Origin of the sequence: Pseudomonas japonica (assembly GCF_900188455.1) — a bacterium.
Taxonomy (GTDB): Bacteria; Pseudomonadota; Gammaproteobacteria; order Pseudomonadales; family Pseudomonadaceae; genus Aquipseudomonas; species Aquipseudomonas japonica.
On the sequence record NZ_FZOL01000012.1, the window covers coordinates 1 to 18,919 of the forward strand.

At 53.5% G+C, this 18,919-nt stretch carries 18 protein-coding genes; 15 read left to right on the forward strand and 3 right to left on the reverse strand.

From position 1 onward, the window contains the following. The first annotated feature begins 218 nt into the window (after window positions 1-218). From CHB99_RS15610 to CHB99_RS15665, 11 genes are all read left to right on the forward strand, one after another. The gene (locus tag CHB99_RS15610; protein ID WP_042122404.1) at window positions 219-464 is read left to right on the forward strand and encodes an antitoxin VbhA family protein; all 246 of its coding nucleotides are present in this window, start codon (window positions 219-221) and stop codon (window positions 462-464) included. 125 nt (window positions 465-589) lie between these two features. Then, on the forward strand, window positions 590-1,318 hold the full coding sequence (locus CHB99_RS15615) for a metallophosphoesterase family protein (RefSeq protein WP_042122403.1): 729 nt from the start codon (window positions 590-592) through the stop codon (window positions 1,316-1,318). Between the two features lie 52 nt (window positions 1,319-1,370). Then, window positions 1,371-1,730, forward strand: a complete 360-nt coding sequence (locus CHB99_RS15620) for a hypothetical protein (RefSeq protein ID WP_042122402.1) — start codon at window positions 1,371-1,373, stop codon at window positions 1,728-1,730. Between the two features lie 454 nt (window positions 1,731-2,184). Continuing rightward, the gene (locus tag CHB99_RS15630; RefSeq protein WP_042122400.1) at window positions 2,185-2,526 is read left to right on the forward strand and encodes a hypothetical protein; all 342 of its coding nucleotides are present in this window, start codon (window positions 2,185-2,187) and stop codon (window positions 2,524-2,526) included. A gap of 339 nt (window positions 2,527-2,865) precedes the next feature. Then, window positions 2,866-3,189, forward strand: coding sequence for a hypothetical protein (locus tag CHB99_RS15635; RefSeq protein WP_084702605.1), 324 nt, complete (start codon window positions 2,866-2,868; stop codon window positions 3,187-3,189). 14 nt (window positions 3,190-3,203) lie between these two features. Beyond that, the gene (locus CHB99_RS15640) at window positions 3,204-4,163 is read left to right on the forward strand and encodes an MvdC/MvdD family ATP grasp protein (protein WP_042122398.1); all 960 of its coding nucleotides are present in this window, start codon (window positions 3,204-3,206) and stop codon (window positions 4,161-4,163) included. Continuing rightward, a complete protein-coding gene (locus tag CHB99_RS15645; RefSeq protein WP_042122397.1) occupies window positions 4,156-4,830 on the forward strand; it encodes a hypothetical protein in 675 nt (224 codons plus the stop codon). The genes CHB99_RS15640 and CHB99_RS15645 overlap by 8 nt, the downstream gene beginning before the upstream one ends. A 537-nt stretch (window positions 4,831-5,367) precedes the next feature. Next, on the forward strand, window positions 5,368-6,867 hold the full coding sequence (locus tag CHB99_RS15650) for a DUF3375 family protein (protein ID WP_084702588.1): 1,500 nt from the start codon (window positions 5,368-5,370) through the stop codon (window positions 6,865-6,867). Between the two features lies 1 nt (window position 6,868). Beyond that, window positions 6,869-7,621: a DUF4194 domain-containing protein gene (locus tag CHB99_RS15655; protein WP_052419381.1), complete on the forward strand. Its 753-nt coding sequence runs from the start codon at window positions 6,869-6,871 to the stop codon at window positions 7,619-7,621. Continuing rightward, on the forward strand, window positions 7,614-10,925 hold the full coding sequence (locus CHB99_RS30110) for an ATP-binding protein (RefSeq protein WP_052419380.1): 3,312 nt from the start codon (window positions 7,614-7,616) through the stop codon (window positions 10,923-10,925). Before CHB99_RS15655 ends, CHB99_RS30110 begins: the two co-directional genes overlap by 8 nt. 15 nt (window positions 10,926-10,940) lie before the next feature. Continuing rightward, window positions 10,941-12,098 (forward strand): Wadjet anti-phage system protein JetD domain-containing protein, encoded by a 1,158-nt coding sequence (locus CHB99_RS15665; RefSeq protein ID WP_042122394.1) that lies wholly within the window; start codon window positions 10,941-10,943, stop codon window positions 12,096-12,098. Window positions 12,099-12,413: 315 nt separating this feature from the next. Here CHB99_RS15665 and CHB99_RS15670 read toward each other — a convergent pair whose 3' ends face one another. Then, on the reverse strand, window positions 12,414-14,114 hold the full coding sequence (locus CHB99_RS15670; RefSeq protein WP_042122392.1) for a P-loop NTPase fold protein: 1,701 nt from the start codon (window positions 14,112-14,114) through the stop codon (window positions 12,414-12,416). Between the two features lie 276 nt (window positions 14,115-14,390). Between CHB99_RS15670 and CHB99_RS29555 the strand changes: the two genes are divergently transcribed. Further along, on the forward strand, window positions 14,391-14,576 hold the full coding sequence (locus tag CHB99_RS29555; protein WP_141137295.1) for a hypothetical protein: 186 nt from the start codon (window positions 14,391-14,393) through the stop codon (window positions 14,574-14,576). A gap of 494 nt (window positions 14,577-15,070) precedes the next feature. On the opposite strand, the gene mauJ is transcribed toward CHB99_RS29555, so the two are convergent. Next, entirely contained in the window at window positions 15,071-16,411 is a 1,341-nt protein-coding gene (mauJ, locus tag CHB99_RS15680; RefSeq protein ID WP_042122390.1) for a methylamine utilization protein MauJ, read from the reverse strand. A gap of 124 nt (window positions 16,412-16,535) precedes the next feature. On the opposite strand from mauJ, the gene CHB99_RS15685 reads away from it, so the two are divergent. From CHB99_RS15685 to CHB99_RS29565, 3 genes are all read left to right on the forward strand, one after another. Then, entirely contained in the window at window positions 16,536-16,787 is a 252-nt protein-coding gene (locus CHB99_RS15685) for a hypothetical protein (RefSeq protein ID WP_042122389.1), read from the forward strand. 12 nt (window positions 16,788-16,799) lie between these two features. Then, on the forward strand, window positions 16,800-17,762 hold the full coding sequence (locus CHB99_RS15690) for a hypothetical protein (RefSeq protein WP_042122388.1): 963 nt from the start codon (window positions 16,800-16,802) through the stop codon (window positions 17,760-17,762). A 196-nt stretch (window positions 17,763-17,958) separates the two neighbouring features. Further along, entirely contained in the window at window positions 17,959-18,180 is a 222-nt protein-coding gene (locus tag CHB99_RS29565) for a hypothetical protein (protein WP_141137296.1), read from the forward strand. Window positions 18,181-18,428: 248 nt separating this feature from the next. Here the strand turns inward: CHB99_RS29565 and CHB99_RS15695 are convergent, their stop codons facing one another. Continuing rightward, window positions 18,429-18,827: a metallophosphoesterase family protein gene (locus tag CHB99_RS15695; RefSeq protein WP_141137297.1), complete on the reverse strand. Its 399-nt coding sequence runs from the start codon at window positions 18,825-18,827 to the stop codon at window positions 18,429-18,431. Window positions 18,828-18,919 lie beyond the last annotated feature (92 nt).

The following is an 18,919-nucleotide window of genomic DNA, read 5'->3' on the forward strand; positions in this document are numbered from 1 at the left end:
CTTGTTCGAACCACCTTTGTTTGGGCGTTCTGGGAAGGGATTCTGGCTGGGTTGGTGATGGTGGGGGTGGCGATCAACTGGGTCAGGTTGAGTAACGATCCGGAGAGTTGGGCTGCGATTGATGCGGCATCGCTCTCTCAACGCTTCAGTAAAGCCTTCAAGTAGTGCTGATAGCCAGGCTTCCGTTCCTAGCGGAGGCTTCGACTAACCGACGTGGGATGTACATGGAAATCGATGGGGTGGAGCGCGAGCGCCGTCGTAAAGCTGTGGCAGCAGAGATCGCTTGTCTAGCGCTCGACGGAGGGCGGCTTGCAGCTGAGCGCTTGGCACAGTTGCAGCGCTACGTGGATGGCCGAGTTAGCCTCCAAGAGCTTCGAGCAGAGCTGATTGAACGTCTGCGATTAGATGATGAGGGAATTGCAGATGAAGACGAAATGCGTCGAGCCTGGGGTGACCTTGAGTGATTCGAGTCTCTCGACCGTAGGCGGCTAAAGCCGAATGACCGAGTTCTCGATCTCGATTTTGATTTACTGCCCCATTTGGACGCAACGGAGACACGATCAGCGTCGAACAGGAACCAACTGATCCGATGAAAATTTTGATTTACTCAGATCTGCACCTGGAGTTCGCCGACTTCCAGCCACCTGCGACGGAGTCCGATTTGGTAGTGCTGGCTGGCGACATTTCGGTGCGTAGTCGCGGGGTGGTGTGGGCCAACGAAATCTTCAGCTGTCCGGTGATTTACGTCTGTGGCAACCATGAGTTCTACAAAGGCCACATCGATCGAACGTTGATGAAGATGCGCGATGCGGCCGCAGAGCACGTACACATCCTGGACAACCAGTCTCTGATCATTGGCGACACCAGGTTTTTGGTGGCAACGGCGTGGACAGACTTCACCGCGACCGGGGACTACAAAGCGGCAATGAGGGTGTGTGCCGAGTGGATGAACGACTTCAAGCGCATCCGCATTGGAGAGGGCTACAGCAAGCTGCGTCCTGTCGACCTGATTGCTCGGAACATCACCACTCGAGAATTTCTGGCCGTCGAGCTCGCCAAGGGCTTTGAGGGAAAGACGATGGTGATTACGCATCATTGCCCTCTTCGAGAACTGGCCGGCGATGGCCATGAAGGTCACCTAGGTGCAGCCTACTTCAATGAATGGCACGACCTGGTTGCCCTGGCTGACGTTTGGATTTTCGGTCATACGCATCATGCAGTCGACTCAATCGTCTCGGGCTGCCGGGTCATTTCAAATCCGCGAGGCTATCCAGGGGAGCGCACTGGATTTTCACCGGATTTTACCATTGAGGTTTGACAAGGTTACGCCTGCAGGTGCGGGCAAATTGAGGTTCAAAAAGAAAGAGCTCATGTCAGCTGAGATCAACATTGAGTATCACGGCAAGAGCCTGTCGAATTTTCAGCTCAAGCGGATTTTACGAGCGATGGCTTACAAATATTCGCCACCTGTCACTGCTTACTTGAGCGATGTCTTCATCTCGTCGCAGTGTGCTGTCGGGATCGTTTTTGGTCACACCTCTCCCGGGCAGTTTGAGCAACGGGCGGATGGGCACATTCTGCAGACGTCCCCGATTCAGCTCCTGAAGAAGGTAGGGCGTTATTGGTCGATCACGACTGCGGAAGGAAGGTACGTGTTGACGTCATTCAAAAAGGGAATCGGTAGGGAGACCCTACGAGTTCTCATTGCGGAGCTCGTTGAAACAACGTAGCCAGGCGCTTCCGTGCGCAGGATGAACGACGCTGCCTAGGTCTCCGGGAGCAAAGTTCGGCGTTGGTGGTTGCTACTCAGGATTTTGTAATCCCGGATGCGGTCGTTGGAGAGGTGACCAGCATCCACCAGTCCTCGAATATAGCCTTCGGCTTTGCCACGAGCTTCACGCAGATCAGCTACAGAGGTGCTCTGGCGGATGTCATCAACGATCTGTTGCCAGCGCTGACTCTGCTGTAGACCGATGGATTCGGCGGAACAGACGGGAGCATTCAGAAAGAGTTTCGTAATAGCCAGAAACGGGTGGATTGCACAAGTCGGGTGCTCCTCGAGCTAAATATGGCTCGAGGTGATTATGCGCACGCTCAATCGCCTGTTGTTGGCCAGCCCATAAAGTGTCCGTTCTTCTTGCATCGAAGCTTGCGAGATGGGGGCACCAAAATGTGAGGTTTCACATGGTCAAACGCAGGACGCCGCTTTCCTCATCCAAGATCGTCGACACACCTTTAGCTGCCATGCCCAGCAGCGTGATCAAGGCGATGCAAATCGATTTTGGTTGGGATATCACAGCTTTTCTGTCATCAGTCGAGTACGGTAGTGGACAGCTCTTTCTGATGGGCTTCGTATTCAGTGATCGTGAGAAACGATTCGATGATGGTGATCCAATTCGAACCTCCTTCATCATGGGAACCCAAGAGATCCAGGGCTATCTTGTGGTTCAGACGCTGAGTAGTCGCTATGTAGTATGTGACTGGGCAGGTGAGGGGGCTCGAGGGGGCTCCAAAGTTCCTCACTGAGGAGGGTGTGAAGGAATGCTTGTTGCTCAATTAGTTGGTGTATCTCGCATTTCGTTTACTGGCGCCCTCGATCATGGCCCTCCCTCATTTACCGTTATAGTGGCCAAATGGTATGGTCTATTCATTGTCGCTCTTCGCGACTTGCCGGCATTAGGAGAAGCCAGCTTGGGAGCTCTAGGAAGTTCGTCTCAAACCTCGCCGTATCTTTCGAGATTCGCCACACCAAGGACAGGGGAAGACAGCATCCCTGGCTACTACTCCTCTGAGCTCAACATGTGGGCGATCGATTCGCCGGCGGGTGTAGTCCCCATCATCACTGATGGAGTTCTGAATGAGCTCATGACCAAGACCAAGGTCAACGCAGAACAAGATGATGAGGCGTGCTGGCAGGTTGAGCTCCTGACCAAAACCTACCAAAAGGTTGAGAGTGACGACGACGATCCCTCCCCCTATCGTGGGCAGTGCTCTTCTGAGCTGCGTAATTTCGACACCAGCAATCACCTGCTGCAGCTAGTGACCAAGACAGATGCGAATACCGAGCGCGATGATCGGTGCGAGGTCAATCATATTCTCGAGCTGATCACCAAGACCAATGTCGAGCTGGAGCGTGACGACAATGGCGATCCAACCTTCGGGCTCGACACTCGCTACTACTCAGACTGATCTGGACGCGCATCATGTTGCTGCTGGTTACGAATCGTCGTGACATCACGATGGACTATGTTGTGGCCGAGCTCCGCCGGCGCAGCGAACCTTACATGCGACTCAACACCGAGTTGCTTCCACAGGCGCTGTGTACGATGGCGGGGCATCAGCGTGATGCTTGGTCAATTTCACTGAATGGTGGGACTGTCCAGGGAGCGCAGATTTCAGCGGCCTACTTTCGTCGACCAGGAGCACCGGCGGTATCTGGCCAGGTAGAGGATGTGGGGGAGCGGGCCTATGTCGAGGCGGAGTGGAGCAGTTTTCTCAAAAGCTTGTACTCACGTTTGGAGGGGCGCTGGCTTAACTCTCCTGCCAAGATCTTCATGGCTGAAGACAAGCCGATGCAGCTGCTGTTGGCTCACGAAATTGGCTTCCATGTCCCCCAGGCTTTGATCACAAACGACATATCCTCAGCCCGTGCCATTACTGAGGCCGGCCAGGCCATCGGCAAGCCGCTTCGCCAAGCTGTGCTCACGGGTGAGACCGAACGTGTCATCTTTACCACTCGCCTCGGGCAAATTGAAGATGACCAGGCCGACGCCATCGCGTTGACTCCCTTTATTGTCCAGACCGAAGTCCTGAAGCAATACGATGTGCGGGTTACGGTGGTTGGTGAACGAGTTTTCGCTACGGCGATCTGGTCTCAGGAAAACCCCGAAACGGAAACTGATTGGCGTCAGGGAAACCGTCCTGATTTGCGGCATGAAAGAATTGTTCTCCCTGAGTTCGTGCAAAGGCAGTGCATCGAGCTAGTGGCGCACCTTGGACTCCGATATGGGGCCATTGACCTGATCTGCGATCGCTCCGGCAAGCTCTGGTTCTTAGAGATAAATCCTAACGGCCAGTGGGCCTGGATTGAGAACCTCACGGGGTATCCGATAGCGTCTGCAATCGTGGATGAGTTGACGGGGAAAACGGTTTCTCATGCTTAAGCAGCGACTCCAGTGGCTCTGGCCAACCATCATTCCATTGTCGCCCGATGAGCAGCAGGGGGACAATCAGTGGCGCCGTAGCATGGCGTTGTCCGTGCGCGATGGTGATTGGTCTCGAGACAGTGAAGTGATTCTAGAGGAGTCCCGTCGACTGTTTGATGCGGAGGTTGATCGACGTAAAGGGGCTGACGCCAAAGCTGGTATCTACCTCGCTGCGATCACGGCGCTGATACCTGTCTTAGTGTCTTTGATACCCAGCTTGTGGAACGACAAATCAAGCAAGTGGCTGAGCTGTCTGGGGCTGTTTATCTTCGCTTGGGCTGTTGCCTATCTGTTGAGAGCAGGGGGCTGGGCGTTTAAAACGCTCAAGGTCGATGGATTTGATGTGGTGAGCCCAGCAGATCTAGCTCAGAGCTGGAAAAAAGGATCACCAAAGGCAGCGTTGGCTAAGGAGCTATCCCACGCTGTTCTTAACAACTACCCCAAGGTGAACCGGAAAGTGACGGGCATCAAAATGACCCATGAATTTCTTCTCCGGGCTTTTCTGACCTTCACGATCTTGATGGTTTTGCAGGTGGCGTGGCCGGTAGGTACTTGGGTTATTGGAGAGGTTACGAAGCTGATCAATCCGGAAGTGATAGCCCCCCTGATCATGTGCTTTTCGTAATGCGACTAAGCCTACGGCTCGAAGGTGCGGCTGATTCCTAGGTAGGAAAGCTCATCAAAACTTAGCCAAAAAAAAGTGGCCACCACCCGCGTGGAGGTGATGCCCACATGGCACTGAGCTTCGTCAGAACATTGCCAGTCCGGTCAGAGGGGGAGTAAGGCGACTAGCCTTACTTTTGAGCTGACCATCCTCCAAGATAGAACTGGCCCACCTCGGTCTGGCCTCGTTGTGATACTTAACAGACGATTCAACAACGAGATCTGCGGTCGTGCATCACAGGGTAAGCATTAGCAGGGAGACCACAGACTGGTCAGGTTCGAGGTTTGTTCGATTGCTCCGCATGCGATGGGTTGCCCGCTACCCGGAGTAGGCGTTCCGTTCATCAGTGGATAGGCCGCCTGGTCTACAGGCAGATGCTGTAGCGTTGCTCTATTTCAGGAGGCAGCTAAGCTTGTAGGCTGCAAATAGCGCAGCGGTGGCCTATTTCGCCTGCGGCATAACCAGTTCGCCGCGTTTCGCCTGTGGGGTGGTCGTCCCATGGAAGAGAACCTGCAACAACGTGCCGAGCATCTCGTAGGGCTCCGTACACAGAATCCCGCGTGGTTGATTCTCGCCTCGCCGCGAGCACCATTTTTCCTGGCCAGCCTTCGGATGCTCCTTGAGCTTGGCCATGATGGTGTCGAGATGAGCGACGCGCTCCGATCTCTAGCTGACACCTTCGCAAATTGCCCTGATCCTGAGTTTTACAAGATCGAGCGTGGGGCTGAACTTCAGCAAGCAAACCGAGAGCTCAGGGAGTGGATCAAGCGCCGGCTGATAGTCGAGCGTAACGGGCGGATCTACGCAACAGACTTCTTGGAGTCAGCTTTTCGGTTCACTGAATCTCTCGAAAACCGCGTAATGACGTCAACTGCCTCTCGGTTGTCAGTTGTGCAGCGTGAAATTGAGAATCTCGAGACGCACTTGAATTCGGATCTGAAGAGCAGGACGCTTGCACTCAAACGGCGTATCAAGGAGCTTCTGGCTGAGCTGGAACGAGCTAAAGCTGGGCTCATCCCCGTACTTGATGAAGAGAAGGCCATCGAAGGCATCAAAGAAGTTTATGCCCTCGCTATGAGCTTGCTGGCGGACTTCCGAAGGGTGGAGGACTCCTGGCGGGATGCTGACCGATGGCTACGCCAGTCGATTATCAGCGAAAGGTTCCACCGAGGAGAGGTCGTCGACAACCTGCTGAATGGCCAGGAGGCCTTGCTCAACACGCCGGAAGGCAGGGTCTTCGACAGCTTCCAGCAGCAGTTATGGGCTCCACTTGAGCTTGAGCGTATGAGGCATCGCCTTCAGAACATCATGCGCCATCCAGCTGCTACCAAAGCGCTGACGAAGACCCAACAGGTTGAATTGCTGCGGTTGGTGCCGAGGCTACTCCGAGAAACAGAGCTGGTCTTACAAGCCAGGGCTCGGAGCGAGCGAGACGTCAAAAGCTTCATGAAGACCGGGCTTGTTGCTGAACACCACCGCGTTGGGCACCTACTCAACGAATTCTTCAGTATGGTCGTGAACATTGATTGGAGTCGCCAGTCGGTGCGGCACCTGCAGGTTCCTCTACCTCCAGTGGGTACGGCATTGGTGAAGGTACCGGTGGTTGAGCGACTGCGCTTCAAAGGTATCTCCGGAGAGATAGTTCCAGAGCTTGATCTCAGCCGGCGCTCTGCAGATCTCGAGGAAATTGAAGAAGAATTCTGGCAGTCCTTCGATGGGCTAGATCGAGATGCATTCATCAGAGAAACCTTGAGAATACTGGCTGAGCAGCAGCGCCCCCTTTCACTTGTGGAGCTGGCCTCGCTTCTTCCTCCGACCCACGATCTTGAGTGCTTCACGATTTGGATCACCATGGCTCGGGAGGTTGGAATTGACGTGTATGAGGATCAGACCGCTCCGTTTGATCTGACTGACAAAGACGATCGTCAATGGCGCTTCCATCTGCCCTTCACCCAACTTGAGAGCGAGAAGCTTCGCGATATCAAATGGGAGCTTTGACATGCCTAGCATTTTTGATGAATTGACAGGCAGGCCAGGTGAGGACGAAGACCGCGATGAAGATTCGGATCTTGAGCCGGAGCTGGATGATGACCTGGAAAACGACGAATCAGACCTGGAAGGTGACGACCTGCGAACACCCCGGGTCGTTCGAGAGGTGGTTCAGGAACTGTTCAAAAACGGATTTATCGAAGAGGCCGACTACAAGCGTCTCTACCGTGCGGCATTGGCGAATGCTGAGCAAGTGGAGCAAATCTTCGAACCCTTCGATCTTGAAATTCAGTATGACGAATTTCGAGGCCTGGCCTTTGTCAGGGTGCGCCGTGAGTCAGGTGAGATCGCCGAGGGCTGGACGCATCCACTCATACGGCGGCACCCATTCAACCTAGAGCAGACGCTGCTAATCGCTGTGCTCCGACAGCATTTAATTGAGTGCGAGATGGAAAGCGGGGTTGGGGCGGCTATCCCTCAAATGACAGTAGACGACGTCATCACACAGCTGCGAGCCTATCTCGGGGAGCCTGGTGCAGACTTCAAAGATCGCCAAAGGGCGGTGAAGCTGCTTATTCAACTGAGGAGTCATCATCTCATTTCTATGAGTGAGCATAGCGATCACTTCACCATCCGTCCGCTGATTGCTCACGTGGCAAATCCCGAAAATTTGGCGGCATTGCTCCAGTGGCTGGAAATTCACGACCTCAGTGCCGATCAGCTCCCGCCAATGGGTGAGGAAGGAGAGGACACCGATGAATAATCTAGAGAGGAGTCCATCTGGATACTTACTGAGGGAGCTGAAGATATTCAATTGGGGCAGCTTCAACGGTATGCACCTAGCGCCCATTGACCCCGCTGGGACATCGTTGGTTGGTGTAACTGGTAGTGGGAAAACGACGATCATCGATGGGTTTATGACATTGATTTGCCTGAGTCCCCGCTACAACCTTGCCTCGACCGGAGGGAATGATAGTGATAGGGACTTGGTGTCGTATGTGAGAGGAATGCCATCGCTGGGCGAGGGGCAGAATCTAAAGCAGAAAGGCACCCGCCTCGGGCAAACAATGTCAGGAATCTGTGCCACCTTCTCTCGAGGAGAACAGCTGGTACGCCTTGGCGCCGTGTTCTTTTTCGAAGGCACCAGTTCCGCGACAGCAGAGCTAGAAAAAAACTGGATTTACTGTACCAACCCGGAACAAAGCCTAGAGTCTTGGCTTGAGACTTTCCTCGACGAGGGAAAGCGTGGCCTGGAGCTGATTGAGAAGAACACCCAAGGTTTTTGGGTTCATTCTGTTCGAAGGGACTACATGGCGCGTGTCCGAGCCCAATTCCAAGTCAGTGACAACGCCCTCTCGTTGTTGAACCGCGCAGCTGGCATCAAGCAGCTCACCGACATTGACGCGATTTTTCGTGACCTTGTGCTGGAAGACCGGGCCGCCTTCAAACGGGCAGACGAAGTCGTAAAAAGCTTCGACGACCTCAACGTCATCCACCAGGAGCTGGAGACTGCTCGGGCTCAGGAGCAAAAGCTCAAACCCATCGCAGAACTGTGGGTTCGCTACCAGAAACAAGAGGAAAGCCTCGCAGAGCTCAGGCTTGTCAGCGTGCTAGCACCGATATGGTTCGCTGAGCAATCGCATGATCTCTGGTCGGCAGAGAAGAGGAGGTTGGAACAGGAAATAGAGAAGGCGCTCTTCGTAATGCATCGCCTCGGTGATCAGCGCAACGTGCTGAAGCAGCAATGTGATGTCTTCCTGCAAGCCTACTTGCAGAAGGGAGGCGCTAGCATCGATCAACTGCAAAGACGTGTGGAGGAATGGATAGCTACCAAGCGTGTCCGAGCAACCACTTCCGCCCAATATCAGTCACGGATGCGTAGGTTAGGCCTTAGCGAAGAGCTATCAGAAGAAGGGCTGAGGCAAAACAAAGAGTTGGCTCATCGGCGTTGTGATGCTTTAACACAGCAGATTTCAGAGCAACGCTCCGAAGCATTCCAGCTTGGGATCAACGAGTCAGATATTCGCGCTCGCCTCCAGGCCCTTCAACAGGAGGTTGAGGAGGTCAAACAACGTCCAGGTTCAAACCTGCCTACTGGGTACCATCAGTTCCGTACCCAGCTAGCGGATCACTTGGAGGTGGATGAAGCCCTGTTACCCTTTGCGGCAGAACTGATCCAGGTGAAGGCAGACGAACAAGAATGGCGTGGGGCAATCGAGCGCGCGATCGGTGGGCATAGGCTTCGCGTGATGGTTCCTTCTGACAAAGCCAAGGCAGCGCTGCGCTGGGTCAACGGGCGCGACAACCACCTGCATGTAAGAGTGCTTGAGGTGAATCTCGATACCCCAAGTCGCGAGATCTTTCCGGACGGTTATGCACGGAAGCTCATTCTCAAGCCGCATCCGTACAAGAAAGCAGTAGAAGCTCTGATGGCGGAGTTAGATCGCCATTGTGTTGAAAGCTCAGATGCGTTGCTGGCCACCCCCCAAGCAATGACCAAAGAAGGGATGATGTCAGAGCAACCCAGCTTTTTTGAGAAGCGAGATCAGCGCTTGCTGAGCTCTGACTGGTTCACAGGGTTCGACAATCGAGATCGGCTGACGTATCTGCATCAGGAAATCTCTGATTTTGACGGCCAACTGGAACATGCCCATGAAGCGCTTTGTGCTGCTAGGGATCGCCTGGGTGATCTCGAGGAAGCGAGCAACGCCTATCAATTGATCAACGATGTTGAGTTCGATTTCATCGATCTCCATGGGGCCGAGAGTCAGGTTATTGATCTCCAGGGGCAGCTTGAATACCTGACTCGCCCCGGCACAGACGTCTCTACTGCCAAATCACAGTTGGATGAGGGAAATCAGAAGGCAGCTGTGCTCGAGGCGTCGTTTTTCGACGCGCGTGATGTTCATACCAGGCTGGTGGTTCGGCTCAGCGCAGCTATACAGAAGGTCAACGAAACACAAGAGAAGGCCAAATCGGGGCTTTCTGCTGAGCAGTGTGCGAGCCTCTCCAAATACCTTCCTATCATCAGCCCCGAAGAGCTGAGCGAGCTCAGCAATTTGGAGATGAACTGCTATCACGAGCATTCCAAAGCTATTGAAAAATCGCGCGATCGACTCGAAGAGCTTGAAACCGAATTGATCAGGAAGATGGCTGAAGCCAAGGCTGTGGATAATGGTGCTTTGGTTGAAGTAGGCCTCGAGGTGGCTGACGTACCCGAATACCTTAAGCGCTTGACCCTCCTGACTACTGAGGCGCTGCCGGAGAAAGTCGAGCGCTTCCTCACCTACCTTAACCGCTCCTCCGATGATGGCGTCACTCAGCTTCTGAGCTTTGTCGAGCAAGAGGTCGTGATGATTGAGGAGCGCATTGAGGAACTTAACAGCACCTTACGTCGCGTCGAGTTTCAATCAGGAAAATACCTTCGCCTCGTTACCAGCAAGGTCATTCATAAGGATCTGGTCGCTTTGCAGTCAGCGCAACGGAGACTTAACACCGCTCGCTTCAAAGATGATGTCGGTGAGACCCACTACCGAGCGCTCAGGAATTTGGTTGAGAACCTCAGGAACGCCTGTGATCGGAAAAAGACGACTGGCGCGCGGGCCATACTCGATCCAAGGTACAGACTGGAGTTCTCCGTTGCTGTGGTAGATAGCGTTACGAGAGAGGCAACCGCAGGCAGGAAGGGCTCGTATGGTGATAGCGGCGGGGAGAAGGAGATCATAGCGTCCTACATCCTCACCGCTGCTCTCGGGTACGCGTTGTGTCCTATCGGTGAAAGCAAGCCGATTTTCAGCACCGTGGTGCTCGACGAAGCCTTTTCTAGAACCTCTGTGAGCGTCGCTGCGCGGATCATTGCGGCCCTGAATGAATTCGGACTTCACCCGATTTTCGTTACCCCCAATAAGGAGCTGCAGCTTCTCAAGGTGCACACCCGGTCTGCCATCATCGTTCATAAAAAAGATGGAGCCTCGACGATGCTGTCTATGAGTTGGGAGGAGCTGCAGAACTATTCCAACAGCAGAAAAAACAGGGGCGTCAAAGACGGCGCCGGTGGTGACGCTTGAGCCTAGGTGAAACGTATGAAGTCGCCAGAAGATCTGCGGCAGAGGCTGATACAGCTATGGCTTAAGCCAGGTGTTCGTTCCAAACAGCTTCGCAATCCTGCCTCTTGGCCCTGGGAGCTGAACATCGGTAAGCCTCCGCCCCGGTGTTTCAATACTCGAATATCAGAGGTTCAGAGACACGTAGAGGCCTGGCGTGCCGTGAAAGTGGGCAAGGTTGAGTGGTCGAGAGTTTCTTACAGAAATGGAGCTGACACAATTCTCGTCCCTAGTAAGTGGTGTCTCCGAACCCCTTCAGAGTGGGTGGCCGCGACAGAGGATAGGCCAACCATCGAGGAATTTGAGGCTCTGGGGTACCTGGTCGAGCATGTCCCTAAGCACTTCCATACCTTACTCATTCAACGACGGCTTCTATGGAAGGGTAAGCCTAGCGAAGAGGTATTACAGGCTGCAGTACTGGCTTCCCAACTGACTCCAGGGTGTGCGAAGGGGCAGCCTTTGCGACTGCTTTCTGGATACGGTGTTGATACCAAATTCTTTGAGCGAAACGAGCTGCTACTGAGGAAGTTCCTAGATGTCCTGTTTGAAGGGGAAGCCTCTGAGCAAAGCCTGTGTGGCTTTCTGGACGCTTACGATGAGACAAACCACTGGGTATTGGTGGTGCCTCTAGAGGACGGGCTTTTGCCCTTCAAACGACAGAGGGTGACAACCTCAGAACTTGCTCAGGTGGAGTTGCCTGGTTGCAGGCTTCTGGTCGTAGAGAATGAAAAATCTTATCACCAACTCCTTGATGTACCTGGAACAGTCGCAGTCTTGGGGTGTGGCCTCGACTTAGCATGGCTCGACTCCCCCAAACACCGCGAGAAGGCTGTGGCCTACTGGGGGGATATGGACACCTGGGGGCTGCGTATGCTCGCGCGGGCCCGGGTAAAACATGGCAAGGTCACCTCAATGTTAATGTCCAAAGCTCTCTTCGACGAATACAAGCGTGGCTCAGCCGTGAGGGAGCTAGTTCGAGCACAAGATACCGCACCGCCTGGACTGACGGCATCTGAGAGCGAGCTGTTCTGCCATTTGGTGAAAAGCTCAAAGGGAAGGTTGGAGCAGGAGTTCATTCCAAGGCAACTGGTGCACAAGGCTTTGCAAGCCTGGGTGAGTTCAAGCAGCAATCCTTGAGGAGGCCGCATTGAATACCTCGAGACCGATACGGTTGTGCAGGCGGTGCTGAATATAGTGAAAAATGCCCAAGAAACTGTGGGGGCATTCGTTCCCTTCAGAAGCGAATCCCTCACCAGGTCATCATGTATTCGCTTCATGCTCAGCACCTTTCAGCCGGACTGCTACACCGACTGCCAATCGACGAGTTGCCACGGCTGCTGAGGGCAGTCGTGCTGCAAAACGATTTAAATTGTAGCCTGCGTTGAGATGTTGGAGTGGCTGCAAGGATGAAGCGGGGCGGCGGGCGCCCCTCAGTGGTTCCAATCGGAGATTCTACAGCAGAGCTTCTTTTCCACGGCTCTTAAAGAACCTTTGAATCAGCTTGGTCAGCCGCGATTTGGGATCGCTGACCACAATGCCTTTACAGGCTGCAAGAAATCGATCCGCCACATCGCCGAAACTCGAGGTATACGAGTCCTTATGGATCAGGAACTGCATGCTTTGGTACATAATCGCTTCGAGGTCATTGCCGCGTGCCGCGCGAATTTCAAATGCGTAGTCCACTGCACTGATGGTTCTAAATAGATGCTCTTCAGCGGTATTCCACCCTCTGCTTGTGCGTATCAGATTGCATGCATCCACAAGCGTTGTAGCGTTCGAATGACGAGCGTAGGCATCATTGAGCACTGCTTCGACTTCAGGACGCAGCGGTCTGGACAATTCCCATGGTGAGTGTTCGAGGCCTTGCGGATATGCTTTGTTCAAGGCCGTTGACCAGGCGTTCAACAGCTTTTCGCTTAGGGTGGTGCTGCCCGTGAGCTCCTCAGCAATGTCAATTAAATAGCTGAGGGTTGGTGCTTCGATGAACTGTGCTTCAGGAATCAGTCCCCCAAGCTCTTTGCTGAGCTGGATCTCATCGATGTTAGGGTGCCAGTTGTAACGCTCGAAGAAGGTTGAGACCTTGTTCATGGCACTCAGAACTCTGCCATCTTGTTGATAGCGATCAATCAAACCGCTGACCTTTTTGGTATCCAGCAACCCGGTTTGGAGAACCTCGACTACGAGCTGCTCGAATTCACCGCCATTGTGGATTTTTAGTTTGCGCAGCAGGGAGTCCCATTGGCCCTGAAGCGCGTCTTCCTCGCTCTCCTCTTGGTCACCATTCTGACTACGAACGGCCTTGGTCATTGCCGAAACAGCGGCGTTATGACCCAGAACGTATTCAAAGGTCGGGCCGTTAATTAAGCCTTTGTAGTAAATGGCGCTTAGCAGCGTTATTGCTGGGATGACGCGAGCGATAACGTTCTCGGAAAGCTGATAATGCCCTTCAAGCAACCGATTCGCCACGCGGATAATCCTACAGAGGATGCGAATGTTCGTAATGCGGCAGGCTACCGTCGCTGTCCTCAGCTCGTCAGACCAATCAGTGCTAATAATGCTTTGTGCAATGTTGAAAGCCTCCTCCGGAGAAGTGTCAAGGCGAAGCTCCTGGTCGATCACCTTCTCCCTGAACTGCTCCCATATTTCTTTGTCTTTGAGCTTGTCATCATTTAGCACTACAAGAATTCGGCAGCCGTAACTCTGTACGCATTCATCGATAAACCCTAATATTTCATCGATGCTGAGCTTTTCGTGCTTTCGTTCAATGTCGTCAATGATCAGAAACTTTTCTTTGAGGAGACTCGGGAGGGCGAGGAGCGGGAGGTCGTCCAGTGCACTGAATCCGCGATGAAAGGATTGAGCTATTTTTTTCATCCCAGACATCGCAGCGGTGACCTGGGCTAGTAGCACGTTGTCGTCCTTCAGTTTGGGAAGTAGTGCTTGAGCGACCTTGATCTTTAGATCGCCTAAGGCACCTACACCGAAGAGTGATACTGCAGCAGAGTTTTTGATCGCATCATCTCGAGACTCATCTCGAACCTGCCTCCAAAGGTGCGTCTTCCCTGTACCCCATTTACCAGAGAGCGCAATGACACTGTTCTCAGGATCGTTCAGGGCCTCTAGGAGGTTTTGCTTGCAGCGCTCGATGGTCATCACGGCTCCTTGTGGGCGAGGTAGATTGGTAGTCCGAGGTAAATGGAGACAGTTTGGATGGCCTTCAAGGGCGATCCATAGTTCGAACATCAGGATTGGGCGTTCAGGGCATAAGCCCAGATGGCCTGGGTGGCCTTGACTCACGGTAGCCTTCGGTGTTCAGGCGGTTCATCAGCAGAGACAAACGGGCTGATCCATTCGGCGGCAAAGCCGCCCCGGTAGCTTCACAGGCCTATGCTTAAAGGGTTGGACTGTCTTAGTGGAGGTAGTGCCGCCATGTCCGATCCATTCACCAAACCATACCTGAACCCTCGCACTGGCAAGGCAAGCTCGGGAGGGGCCGCAAGAGAAGGGCGCATCAAAACGCTTGGAGGCGTTGACGAGATCATTAGCCAAGCCGTAACCAAGGCGCTGATAGCGAACGCGGATCAGATTCAAACCGCCAGAATGCCCGGGAAGTGAGATTAGCCAGCCATGTTGGGTAAAGTGATCGAATTCAAGCCGCCCGCAAGGCAGAAGGAGTCAACCTCTCCTGCCAGAAGTAGCTTGGCGGATGCAATCCTTCAGCAGTTTCTGACGGAGGCTGACGCACCCGCCAGATGCACCCATGCGCCGGCGCAAATCTTAGCGTTCCAAGACGGAAGAGGCAGAGGCCTGAGAGTGGCCTCGCAGGTGCAGATACACCTCACGTCACCCTTCACCTTGGCGTACTGGCTGAATGAACTGCCCGACCCGTCGACCTCACGTCTTAATGGGTAAATAGCACAAGGAGTACATATGTACTCCTTGTGTGTTTTTGGGTAATGGCCCATCACCTCAGAGGTGGATATCAGACTGAGCCAGGCGCTCAGCCGAGCTGTCAGCAAAGAGACCAGGTCTCACTGCCGAAGAGTTCTGGCTTGCTCGCCGTCGCACTACGAAGCTTGGCGCATAAGGCGAGGGCCCGCCCCACCTGATCAAACTGTGGCCTCGCCTCCAATCTCAGGCATGCCCTGTAATAGTTCGTTGAGCCCAGTGAGGTTTTGCTGATGGCCTGCGAAATCCGGGCTCCAATTGTTAGGCAGCACGTAGGCTTCTGATTTGCCCATCCGGCGCTCTTGGTCGGAAGACCAAATCTCCACCGAACCGTTGCAGTAGATGAGGAATTTAAACTCCTCTAGGGAGATCTCGGACTGGATGTCGCTTCGACTCTCCCGTGTCGCGTTGAGTAAGCCACAGCCCTGGATTGGATCGATGATTAGTCGTTCATTTGTGAAATCCATCCAGAACGCGAAAAACGCTCGCCCATTGGCGGACTCAAGCTCGATGCCTACCTTTCCATCATCCATACAACTGGCTGTCATGTGCATGAGGCCGAGGTGAACAGCTGTTTGCCCCTTACGAGCCATCACATAGAGCTCGTCAGGAAGTTCGTAATCTCGGCCCTCGGTGAAGGCACCTCTACGAAGCCCTTCTAGCTGCTCGTCGTCAAACAACGCGCGAAACCCCTCAAGCTCATACAGGTGATCGCGTTCATATGCCGACGGTGGCGGTACACCGAGTCGCTCATCCATCGCGAGCTCCGCGAGATGGCGCATCAGCGGTTTGTCTAGGTGGATTCGCTGGTGGTCATCAGGATCGTCTGGATCGACGATATCCTCGCGCTCAGCATGTGCGATCGCGTGACGTCCTTGGGTGGCCAGGTACTCGGAGATGTTGTCACCTTGCGCCTGCAGCTCTTCACGCCGGGAGATCGCATCTCTGTCCGTCATTCGGGGCAGTGCCTGCTCAATCCATGGCCCTCGTTCCCGGCCATTGGGAAGAGAGCGTGCGAAGGCCTTGTAGAAGCCTAGGAAGGAGTAAAACGGATTACCGAGTGATAGCCCTTCACGGTAGTAGGCCAGCGCCTTCCGAGCCTCACCGCTCTGTGGGACATGAAGGTTCTCGCCCGAGAAATACTCGGTAAAGGCGTTGTTGAGCATCCTGCCCACACGATGGGGGTGGCTACCTTCACTCCACATCACGATGTCCACTTTCTTGCCTTCACGCCAAGCGATGGCCGTGGCTAGGCGCATGACAGCTGCACGACCCTCGTTAACCGTTAGTCCATAGCCATTTGCTCGAATCGCGATCGCAGGAAGGCTGCGGTGCTGGTCGTCGACTACTGCCGACTGCAGAAGGAAATCAAGGTTCTCAAATCTGACGAGTTGAGGGCTGTTTGGCCAGAAGACCTGGGTCTCTAGCCCTCCCACCACCCATTGCCCTCGCTGGTTCTGGTACCGCTCGGCTAGTTTGAAAGGATCGTCCGATGCCAGCATCGAGGAGCTCCTAAAAGTTGTTGGCGGCAGTGTGTCACTCCAGATTATATTCAATGCGCATCAACGGGGCGAACGGCTCGCATCGAGTGAGGGGAGATTACGTAATGACTAAAGGAGCGTGGTTATGCTGAGTCAATCTGTGATAGAGAAAGCTTTTGAGGATGTCAGCGATACGATAAACAGGGAAGCGGCAAAAAGTAAGAGTTTCAAGTTTGAAATGAGCATTTCTAGAGGGGATGACTCGTCGGCTGAATTCTATAGCTTGATGAACGGTTTGGAGCAACGTCTGCTTGGGCGCTACAAAGGGTACCATGTGCGTGCTGAGATGAGTCAGTGTGTCACCGCAATTCAGATTTATGTCGCTAGCTTAGATTGAGAGAGCAGGAAAATGTCAATAACTTGGCCGGAGCTTGACGGTTTTATATCTGAGGCTATACGAGGCAATATTATCCAAGCGTCTAGGCGGCTAATATTTACCCACTGCAATGAAGAGCTGGAGCAGCGGGGGGTTTACTTTGCGGACGTGCTTTATAATTTTGGTGGGACTGGGCTTCTGATAAAATATGAGGAGAAATTTTTTCTTCTCACGGCGCAGCATGTTATCAATTCTCACTACTCAGAGCCTCAGAATGAATCGCCATTTTTTACAAATGCTTTAGCGAAAAGTCAGTGGGATGACTTGAGTAAGCTCTTGTACCCAATTCGAGGCTGGAAAATTGGATCCTTGATCGAGAGCGATATTTCCTGGATTGATGATGAGGATATCGTGCTTGTAGAGATGGGGCATCCGATGCCTGGGGGATACCCCGAGCACTTCTTGGATCTTGATACTCCAGGTGATGTTGTTTGCGTGAGGCAAGATGAGTTCCAGGAAGGATTGATATTCCTAGCAGCGGGGTACCCGATTGAGGAAAATCACGTGATGCCTGCTGAAAATGGTGAGCACGACTTTGCAACCAATCTTCATCGGGTAACTTATCCTGGTTTCTGTGCAATGGAAAACGGGAAGCCATACATCAGGTTTGAACGCGAGTATACTCATGAAGAGATGAATGGGTTGAGCGGTGGCGTTGTTACAAATGTAGAACCTAACGCTGAGCAGACCCGGTGGGTGGGGATGATCCAAAAAGCTGGTAATGGAACGCTTCGTTTCTATCCGGCGTATCTGATTCTGCCTGCAATTTTGAAATATCGAGATGCGCAGACGTATGTTATTGATCCGGCAGCCAATCTCGTAGATTTAGAGATGCAGGCTAGTCCAGAGGCGATTCAAGGTCGGAAAGAATTCAACGAGATGATTAGGCAGATGGGGGAGTGCAAACTCCTCAAGCAGAATAGTGGTGAGGTTTAGCTTTGCTTACCTAGCATAGGCTTCTAGAGCCTTGGGTATTACTCAGGGCTGACTGTGAGGTGTAGGTTCAGGGACGCGGCCCATAGTGCAGACTGGTTTTCCATGCCTAGTGATCACAAACGCCCAGCCGAGCTCAACGAGCCGAAGGATACGACGCCATCGGCGCCGAGCCTGGCTCATGCTAATGACCTGTTCTATGCAATCACCCTATCCAAATAGCCTGCGTAGCAAGGCATTCGGTCTGGCTTCCGGCATGCTTGCTACAAAGCTCATCGAGCTTGGCGTTCCACCGCTCACCATTGACCAGACTTCGGCCGTGAAGAGCATTTACCAGTTTCTGCTGCTTACCACGCCCTCTTGCAACTCCAGCCACATTGAAGTCACCTGCTTCACGATCACTTCAGCTGCGGTAACTTGAATCTGTGACTCGATGAGCTTGTTTCCGTTCAGAGCAGTCTTGAGTTGCTGAGCTTTGTCCTCAAGCATTTACAGCTTTTCAACTAGACGCTCTGCTTGATCGAGTGATGCCAGTACCCCATCAATGTAAGTCGTGTCGTCGTGAATGCAGTAGATCGCTAGCGAACCATCACCGCCACCTGTGATGTCCAAGACGACGACGTTACCGAGCCTTAACAGTCGGGGCACCCAGGTGTGGCCTGTACAAACTCACCAGGCATCCGGTACGCCATCTCGATAGTGCTTCTTGATCCGCTCTCGTCCCCAAAACGCCACGTCCTCAAACGCGTGGTTGTTCAGTTGAGCTAAGAACATGGGCCAGGTTATTCCTCCTGGTACATCTGCGTGCACCACCCCAACGATACCGTTCTCGGTTTCGATTTCGATTGCTAGTGGGAGGCTGCTCAGCTTATCGATGATCATGCTTTTCGATTTGTCAGCGATCGTAAGCCACCAGCTGGCACCATGAGTTGCATTGCGGGCCATTGGATTTTCACGGTAAGCGTCGATCAGCATCCTTTCGACGGTGTAGAACCAGGGGTCACCCAGGAGCTTCACGCCGTCCAGCACGCCGGGCCCGCGATCAATCAGGTCAACTATAGGGGCCAAGCTGGGATGGCCACGGTAGGTTTGAACCAGGACACCGGGTGATACCCAGTCCAAAGGCCAGGCAGCTTGAGATGCCAACGGTGAGGGTGAGG

Bases quoted from the DNA above. Each gene is read 5' to 3' on its own strand.
- CHB99_RS15610 (WP_042122404.1), top strand. From the start codon at position 219: ATGTACATGGAAATCGATGGGGTGGAGCGCGAGCGCCGTCGTAAAGCT.
- CHB99_RS15615 (WP_042122403.1), top strand. From the start codon at position 590: ATGAAAATTTTGATTTACTCAGATCTGCACCTGGAGTTCGCCGACTTC.
- CHB99_RS15620 (WP_042122402.1), top strand. From the start codon at position 1,371: ATGTCAGCTGAGATCAACATTGAGTATCACGGCAAGAGCCTGTCGAAT.
- CHB99_RS15630 (WP_042122400.1), top strand. From the start codon at position 2,185: ATGGTCAAACGCAGGACGCCGCTTTCCTCATCCAAGATCGTCGACACA.
- CHB99_RS15635 (WP_084702605.1), top strand. From the start codon at position 2,866: ATGACCAAGACCAAGGTCAACGCAGAACAAGATGATGAGGCGTGCTGG.
- CHB99_RS15640 (WP_042122398.1), top strand. From the start codon at position 3,204: ATGTTGCTGCTGGTTACGAATCGTCGTGACATCACGATGGACTATGTT.
- CHB99_RS15645 (WP_042122397.1), top strand. From the start codon at position 4,156: ATGCTTAAGCAGCGACTCCAGTGGCTCTGGCCAACCATCATTCCATTG.
- CHB99_RS15650 (WP_084702588.1), top strand. From the start codon at position 5,368: ATGGAAGAGAACCTGCAACAACGTGCCGAGCATCTCGTAGGGCTCCGT.
- CHB99_RS15655 (WP_052419381.1), top strand. From the start codon at position 6,869: ATGCCTAGCATTTTTGATGAATTGACAGGCAGGCCAGGTGAGGACGAA.
- CHB99_RS30110 (WP_052419380.1), top strand. From the start codon at position 7,614: ATGAATAATCTAGAGAGGAGTCCATCTGGATACTTACTGAGGGAGCTG.
- CHB99_RS15665 (WP_042122394.1), top strand. From the start codon at position 10,941: ATGAAGTCGCCAGAAGATCTGCGGCAGAGGCTGATACAGCTATGGCTT.
- CHB99_RS15670 (WP_042122392.1), bottom strand. From the start codon at position 14,114: ATGACCATCGAGCGCTGCAAGCAAAACCTCCTAGAGGCCCTGAACGAT.
- CHB99_RS29555 (WP_141137295.1), top strand. From the start codon at position 14,391: ATGTCCGATCCATTCACCAAACCATACCTGAACCCTCGCACTGGCAAG.
- mauJ (WP_042122390.1), bottom strand. From the start codon at position 16,411: ATGCTGGCATCGGACGATCCTTTCAAACTAGCCGAGCGGTACCAGAAC.
- CHB99_RS15685 (WP_042122389.1), top strand. From the start codon at position 16,536: ATGCTGAGTCAATCTGTGATAGAGAAAGCTTTTGAGGATGTCAGCGAT.
- CHB99_RS15690 (WP_042122388.1), top strand. From the start codon at position 16,800: ATGTCAATAACTTGGCCGGAGCTTGACGGTTTTATATCTGAGGCTATA.
- CHB99_RS29565 (WP_141137296.1), top strand. From the start codon at position 17,959: ATGCAATCACCCTATCCAAATAGCCTGCGTAGCAAGGCATTCGGTCTG.